The sequence below is a fragment of the Shewanella sp. SM87 genome (assembly GCF_025653705.1).
Lineage (GTDB): Bacteria > Pseudomonadota > Gammaproteobacteria > Enterobacterales > Shewanellaceae > Shewanella > Shewanella oncorhynchi.
In genome coordinates this window covers 204359-211035 of record NZ_JAKKSC010000006.1, presented here as the reverse complement: position 1 = coordinate 211035, position 6677 = coordinate 204359, and the positions used below count along the sequence as shown (strand labels likewise).

6 protein-coding genes are annotated in these 6677 nt (G+C 48.4%); all 6 read right to left on the bottom strand.

The window, feature by feature from the left end; all coding sequences use genetic code 11:
* Positions 1–167 (bottom strand): IS66 family insertion sequence element accessory protein TnpA (gene tnpA, locus L5M11_RS23950; RefSeq protein ID WP_411569098.1); only part of this gene is annotated, 167 nt, incomplete at its 3' end.
* Complete coding sequence (locus L5M11_RS07210; RefSeq protein WP_263191749.1) at positions 122–1297, bottom strand: porin; 1176 nt, start codon at positions 1295–1297, stop codon at positions 122–124. The genes L5M11_RS07210 and tnpA, both read right to left, overlap by 46 nt.
* A 228-nt stretch (positions 1298–1525) precedes the next feature.
* Positions 1526–2251, bottom strand: coding sequence for a fumarate reductase iron-sulfur subunit (locus tag L5M11_RS07205; protein WP_105251338.1), 726 nt, complete (start codon positions 2249–2251; stop codon positions 1526–1528).
* Positions 2248–4257, bottom strand: a complete 2010-nt coding sequence (locus L5M11_RS07200) for a fumarate reductase flavoprotein subunit (RefSeq protein WP_263191748.1) — start codon at positions 4255–4257, stop codon at positions 2248–2250. Before L5M11_RS07200 ends, L5M11_RS07205 begins: the two co-directional genes overlap by 4 nt.
* A gap of 151 nt (positions 4258–4408) precedes the next feature.
* Positions 4409–5134: a fumarate reductase cytochrome b subunit gene (locus tag L5M11_RS07195; RefSeq protein WP_105251340.1), complete on the bottom strand. Its 726-nt coding sequence runs from the start codon at positions 5132–5134 to the stop codon at positions 4409–4411.
* A gap of 139 nt (positions 5135–5273) precedes the next feature.
* Entirely contained in the window at positions 5274–6575 is a 1302-nt protein-coding gene (locus L5M11_RS07190) for an anaerobic C4-dicarboxylate transporter (protein ID WP_113940028.1), read from the bottom strand.
* Positions 6576–6677: the final 102 nt, after the last annotated feature.

Below are 6677 nucleotides of genomic sequence, written 5' to 3'. Positions count from 1 at the left end.
ACATTAGCTTGCTCAGTTTGTGGTGATAGACGTTGCCGCCATTTATAAAATGACATGGTGCTCAGTTGATGGGTTTGGCAAAACTCAGTGATGCTCAGCTCTGATGTGTGCCATAAGTCGATTAATTGCTGCCATTGTGCAGCGTTGCGGTAAGCTCGCTTTGCCATATCACTCTCCTGTAATGATGAGTGCACAGCTTATCGCGCGATCTTAAGTGGGAATAGGACGTCCTAAAATGGACGCTTACGTTATAACGCATGCCTAGCATGATCTGGTCATTGGTTTCGCGGTATTCAAAATCTGTTTTTTGATATTCGATGAAGGTGCTGAATTTCGGTGTTTTATGCCATTCCAGCGTAGTGTTATAGGCATTGTATTTCGCGGAGGTGATGTCATTGTCGCCATCGTCATATCTGGACACGCCTAGCTTGATTTTATAGCTGTCAGTGATGGGATAGCTTGCAACTACATCCAGTGTTGAACCATCCAATGTGGTGCCATCGACGCTGTCTTTTTCAATGTTTTGGTAGGCTGCGGCGAGGAACAGAGAATTGAAATTTTTCGCTAGGGTTACACCGAATGTATTTTCATCCTTGTTGTCCTCTAACTCTTTATTATAAAAAGCCGCGGCAATGTAGATGAAGTCGGTTTTATAACGGATACCCGTGTTAACGAAGTCACTGCCGCCACTGCCTTTATTGCCGTCGAATTGCGCATCGGCCGAAAATAACAGGTCGCCAAACTCTTTACGATAGGTCACGAGATTATTGAGCCTGAATGGGCTCGCACTGTCATAGGCCAGAGGCGTTCCTGAGCGGTTAAAGATATCAACGGGATCGGAAATCATTTCCTGCGTGACGGCTTGTTTACCTATGGCAACGCTACCAAAAAATCCCTTTAATCCGACATAGGCTTTACGTGCATCGCCAAAGTCACCGTCATCTTTGATATCGACCTTAAATTCCCCTTTCGCAAAACCGACTAAGCCATTACCGAGTTGGTGCTCTGCGGCAAAGCCAATTCGCGAGTTCGCATCGCCTACATCCCACACATCGTCCGAGTTAGTGTGGGTCAGGCCGAAGGTTGGGCGTAAAGAACCATAAAAATTAAACTGGGTATCCGATGGCACTGATGGCTCATTTTCTTGAGCTTCGAGCATGGCGAGTCTCTGCTGAATTTGTTGTAACTCAGTGCGTAATTCGTCATTGGTTTCTGCTGTATTATTGGCTTGAACGGCAAAGATAGGTGTGGCAAAGCTCAGCACAAGTATGGCTGATGTAAGTTTAGACGGTTTCATTTATGTTTCCTTACATAACAACTACTCGCGTTACGCTAATGGATTTTGTTGCCGATTGAGCTGTATCGCTAGTAGTAAGGAGCTGCACTTGTGATAGTGCTGGGGAGGCGCCTAGCTAAGAAAATTAGGCTTCGTATCTCAGCAGCTGACAGATAAAACCTGTCAGCTGGTTTTGGAAAGGTGCAATCCTATCAATCCCGCCAAAACAGCGGGACGTTAGAGGGAGGATTAGAGTATGGTCGCGGCCATTTTGCGGCGCAGGTAAGCGATTTGCTGCATGTGCGGCAAATCTTTGGGGCAGTTATCTTGGCAGCCGAGTAGCGTCATACAGCCGAAGACGCCATCTTGATTGCCAATCACATGGTAGAAATCATCCGCGCTGCGGCTGTCTCTGCTATCCATTTCGAAGCGGGCGATTTTCATCATGCCAACCGCGCCGACAAAGGTGTCACGCATTTGTTTGGTGGCGCAGGCCGACACGCAAACACCACATTCGACGCAGCGTTCTAGCTCATAGATCCGCGCGGCTTCTTCAGGTGCCATTGGATTTTCGAGGCGATGAATGTCCTGATCATCGGGTCTAGGGTGCAGCCACAGTTTTAAGCGTTCGGCTAATTCGCGCATAAATTTACCCGTGTTCACCGATAAGTCGCCAATCAGCTCGAAGCCAGGTAGCGGCATGAGGGTGATTTCGCCATTAGGATAATTTGCCGTTAACGTGCGACAGGCAAGCGTGGGAAAACCATTGATCACCATGGCGCAACTGCCACAGATGCCCGCACGGCAGACAAAGTCGAACTGCAGTGAAGGGTCTTGTAGCTCACGTAGTTGATTTAAGGCGATAAATACTGTCATGCCCGGTGTTTCAGTCAACTGATAACGTTCCATCTTTGGCTTGTCTTGGCCATCTTGCGGATCGTAGCGGAAGATATTAAAGCTGATTTGACGGCTCATAGTGGTTTGTTTCCTACCGGTTGGGCTGGAGTGATCGCTAAGGTATCGCTGAGGCGTTCATTAGGAGCCTGCAGGTGGCTTGGCAGCTCGTATGGCATCAGGGCTCGCTGCAGTGTGTTTCTATCGGGATCATCACCTAAGCTCGCGAGCACTTGATTGATTTCTTGTACGCGTTTTTCGGTATCTGGATGGGCGATAGTATTATCGTTACCGTAGCCACGGTATCCCGGTGGTAGCTCCATTTTCATCACATCTAGCGCTTCATAACGCAGTACTGGTTCAAGTGATTCGGCATCTGGCCAAGTTGCCAGTGTGCGGTTGAGCCAATCTTTATCATTGCGTTGTGGGTAATCTTCCCGTGAATGGGCGCCGCGGCTTTCAGTGCGAGCCTCTGCGCCACAGGCGACGGTTAGGGCCACTTTCAACATACGGGTGACGCGTAGCGCTTCGACTAACTCAGGATTGGAGTGACGTTTTTTACATTTAAGGCCAAGATTTTTTGCCCGCAGCAGTAAGTCTTTCAAGCCTTTGATGGCTTTATCTAACTCGGGTCCATTACGGAAGATCCCGACGTAGTTCATCATGATGCGTTGCATTTCTTTCTTTATTTGGAAGGGATTTTCTGTACCGTTGCCTTCGACCAGTCCATCGATTTCTTGCTGTAATTTATCGATGAATTTTTGAGTCAGTGCGGTATCAATTTCTAAGTCGTTATTCTGACAAAAATCAGTGACATATTTGCCGATGATCATGCCGCCGACCACAGTTTCTGCCACCGAATTACCGCCTAAACGGTTAAAACCATGCATGTCCCAACAGGCCGCTTCTCCGACGCTGAACAGCCCTTTGAGTTGTGGACTCTCACCTGTGGCATTGGTGCGCACGCCACCCATGGAATAATGCTGGGTAGGTCTGACGGGGATCCAGTCTTTACAAGGATCGATACCGAGGAAGTAATCACAAATCTCTTTCACTTCGCGCAGGTTGGTTTCGATATGCTCACGGCCCAGCTGCGTAATATCCAGCCACAGATGTGGACCATAAGGGCTTTCGACGCCATTGCCTTTGCGCATATGCTCTGTCATGCGGCGGGAAACCACATCGCGGGAGGCGAGTTCTTTTTTCTCTGGCTCGTAATCTGGCATAAAGCGATGACCGTCTTTATCACGCAGAATACCGCCATCACCACGACAACCTTCAGTGGTAAGGATCCCCGCGGGCACTATGGCGGTAGGGTGAAACTGCACCGCTTCCATATTGCCTAAGGTGGCGACACCAGTATCGAGTGCTAACGCTTGGCCTATGCCTTCGCAGATGGTGGCATTGGTCGATATTTCATAAATCTTGCCATAACCGCCGGTGGCGATAGTGGTGGATTTGGCAACATAAGCGCGCAATTCACCTGTGACTAAACAGCGGGCAATGACTCCATGGCAACGCTTACCGTCATGGATCAGCGACAGGGCTTCAATCCGTTCATGTACTGGAATGCCCATGGAGATAGCTTGGTTATCGACCGCGTACAGTAAAGAGTGGCCAGTGCCGTCTGCGGTGTAACAAGTACGCCATTTTTTTGTGCCACCAAAATCGCGGGCATTGATCAGGCCGTGAGCTTCTTCAGCCTCATTGAGCGTTACCCTTTGCGCGTTCATGATGACTTCACGTGGGCCGGCGGATATTCTCGACCAAGGTACTCCCCAGTTGGTGAGTTCGCGGATCGCTTTTGGTGCAACGTGGGCAAACATGCGTGCGACGTCTTGATCGCAGCCCCAGTCAGAACCTTTTACTGTGTCTTGAAAGTGAATGTCTTCGTTATCGCCCATGCCTTTAACGGTATTGCCTAGGCTGGCTTGCATTCCGCCCTGTGCGGCGGCCGAATGTGAACGTTTTGCGGGAATTAACGATAGCACTAAGGTATCTAGGCCTCGCTCTTTGGTGGCAATCGCGACTCTAAGGCCTGCCAATCCTGCGCCAATGACTAATGAGTCTGTATAAATGATTTTCAAATCAGATCCTTATCTAATAATTTAGATAACATTTCATGGATTTATCATTGCGCTCCTCGGGCATAGATGCGCTGCAACTATGTATCAGAGGAGGATCCGTATGTTGTTTGTCTTGCTATATAGGCTAGGTGCGCCGATAGCGTCATGCCCATTACTGAGGAATAAACGGTTGTACTGGCAAAACTAATTCGATACCAATATTGATATAGGTCACTAGGCTTAATGTGCCTAAACACAATAAATAGACGATCAATACTTGCGCTATAGTGCGGATAAGTGGACGGTTACTACTCACACCCCACTTTAATATCACTCGGTATAAACCAACGATGCCGTGGAATAACACGATAGGTAAAAACACCACGTATAAGAGCCAAGCGTTATCGTGGTAAACCCGTTCGGCCGAAAGGTGAGGGCCAATATCAGGGTTTAAAATCATAGTGGCAAGATGGGCTGACACTAAGAAAAACAGTAAGAAACCGGTGATCATCTGCCAGAACCATGCTTGGGTATCTCTATGCTTGATAGTCGACATGAAGCCACGCATCGCTCGCCATTGGCCTAATTGCACAGGGAAACGACGTAGTGCAGTTGCGGCATGTATTGCAACAATCACGAGCATAATGACTGAAATGATCTGGGTCACTATGGGGAAGCCATGACCCGTCGAGCTAAACATACTGCCTTCTAAGAATTGCACCATGTGAAAGAAGGTTTCTTTACCAAATAAAATGCTCGCCTCGAAATGCATATGAAATAAGAGAAAAATACCTAATATAAGCCCTGTCACACTTTGTAAGCAGTCTGCTTTAGCCGACCAAGCTTGGCCAAATGGTCCGCCGTTAATGGCGGTAGGAACACGCGTTTTTGCTGACATTAATTCACCTCTTACTCGATTTGCTATGGCGTGAATGTACCTGCATCACGCCAAAACAAAGTCTATAGATACAGATTAAAAGAAGAGGGTTAATCCATTTGTAGGCATTAGCCCTGAGAGCACTTAGGGTAAAATTGAGCTACAGCATCATGCCGCCAAACAGGAAGGCTAATGCCACACTGGTGGCAATCGTCACAACGCCAGGGACCAGGAACGGATGGTTAAATACCGCCTTACCAATCCGTGTCGAGCCAGTATCATCCATCTCGACCGCAGCCAGTAGCGTGGGGTAAGTCGGTAATACAAACAGCGCGCTGACGGCGGCGAAAGAGGCTACGGCTGTCAATGGACTTACACCAATCGCCAAGGCTGCGGGCATTAGCGCTTTTGTTGTCGCGCCTTGGGAGTAGAGCAGCATGGAGGCAAAGAATAAGGTTACCGATAATAACCAAGGCTGACTTTGCAGTAAGGTGCCGGCAAGATCTTTGATTTCCTCGATATGATTCGACACTAAGGTATCGCCTAACCAAGCCACACCTAACACACAAACACAGGCTGACATGCCTGACTTGAAGGTGGCCGCATTAGAGATTTCGCTTGCGTCTAACTTACAGAAAATCGTAATAGCGGCAGCTGCCGTGAGCATCAACACCATAATGGCGGCGTCGCGTGGCAATACAGGGTCAACAATCAAACCGACTTTGTCAGATATCGCAGTGGCATAGGCCATGACAGCCGCAATCGCCAGTAAGAAAATCATCACAGATCGTTTCGCGCCGGCTTTAATCTCGATTTGAGTTGTACCGCGTGTTTTGACTAAACCTTTGGCTAAGCGTTCTTGATAGACAGGATCATCGGCCAGTTCTTTACCCATTAAGTTGGCAACAACGGCTCCGACCATACAGGCGAGGAAAGTTGAGGGAATACAAACGGCTAACAGTACTAAATAATCTACGCCAAACGGCTCTAAGATGCCTGAGAAGAACACGACAGCCGCTGAAATCGGTGAGGCGGTAATGGCGACTTGAGATGCGACAACGGCAATAGATAAGGGACGAGAGGGGCGAATACCTTGCTCTTTTGCGACTTCGGCAATAACAGGTAAGGTGGAGAATGCTGTGTGGCCTGTACCCGCAAAAAGTGTCATGAAATAGGTGACGACAGGGGCCAGAAAGGTGATTTGTTTGGGATGCTTACGTAATAATTTTTCTGCCAGTGAGACTAAATAATCCATCCCTCCAGACACTTGCATGGCCGCAATCGCAGTGATAACTGACATAATGATGAGGATCACGTCAATCGGGATATTGCCCGGTTTGAGTCCCATCCCCGCGGTCAGTATCAGTACCCCGACACCGCCAGCGAAGCCGACTCCCATGCTACCCATCCTTGCACCAAGGTAAATAGCCCCGAGGACGATAATTATCTCTAATATAATCATAGTGTTAACTCTATTTTATTTTTAATTTCAATAGCCTACGCATGTTCACTCTGCGCAGGCTTATTCTTGAATCATCGAGTTGTGGGCTGGGGAAGGCTCCCC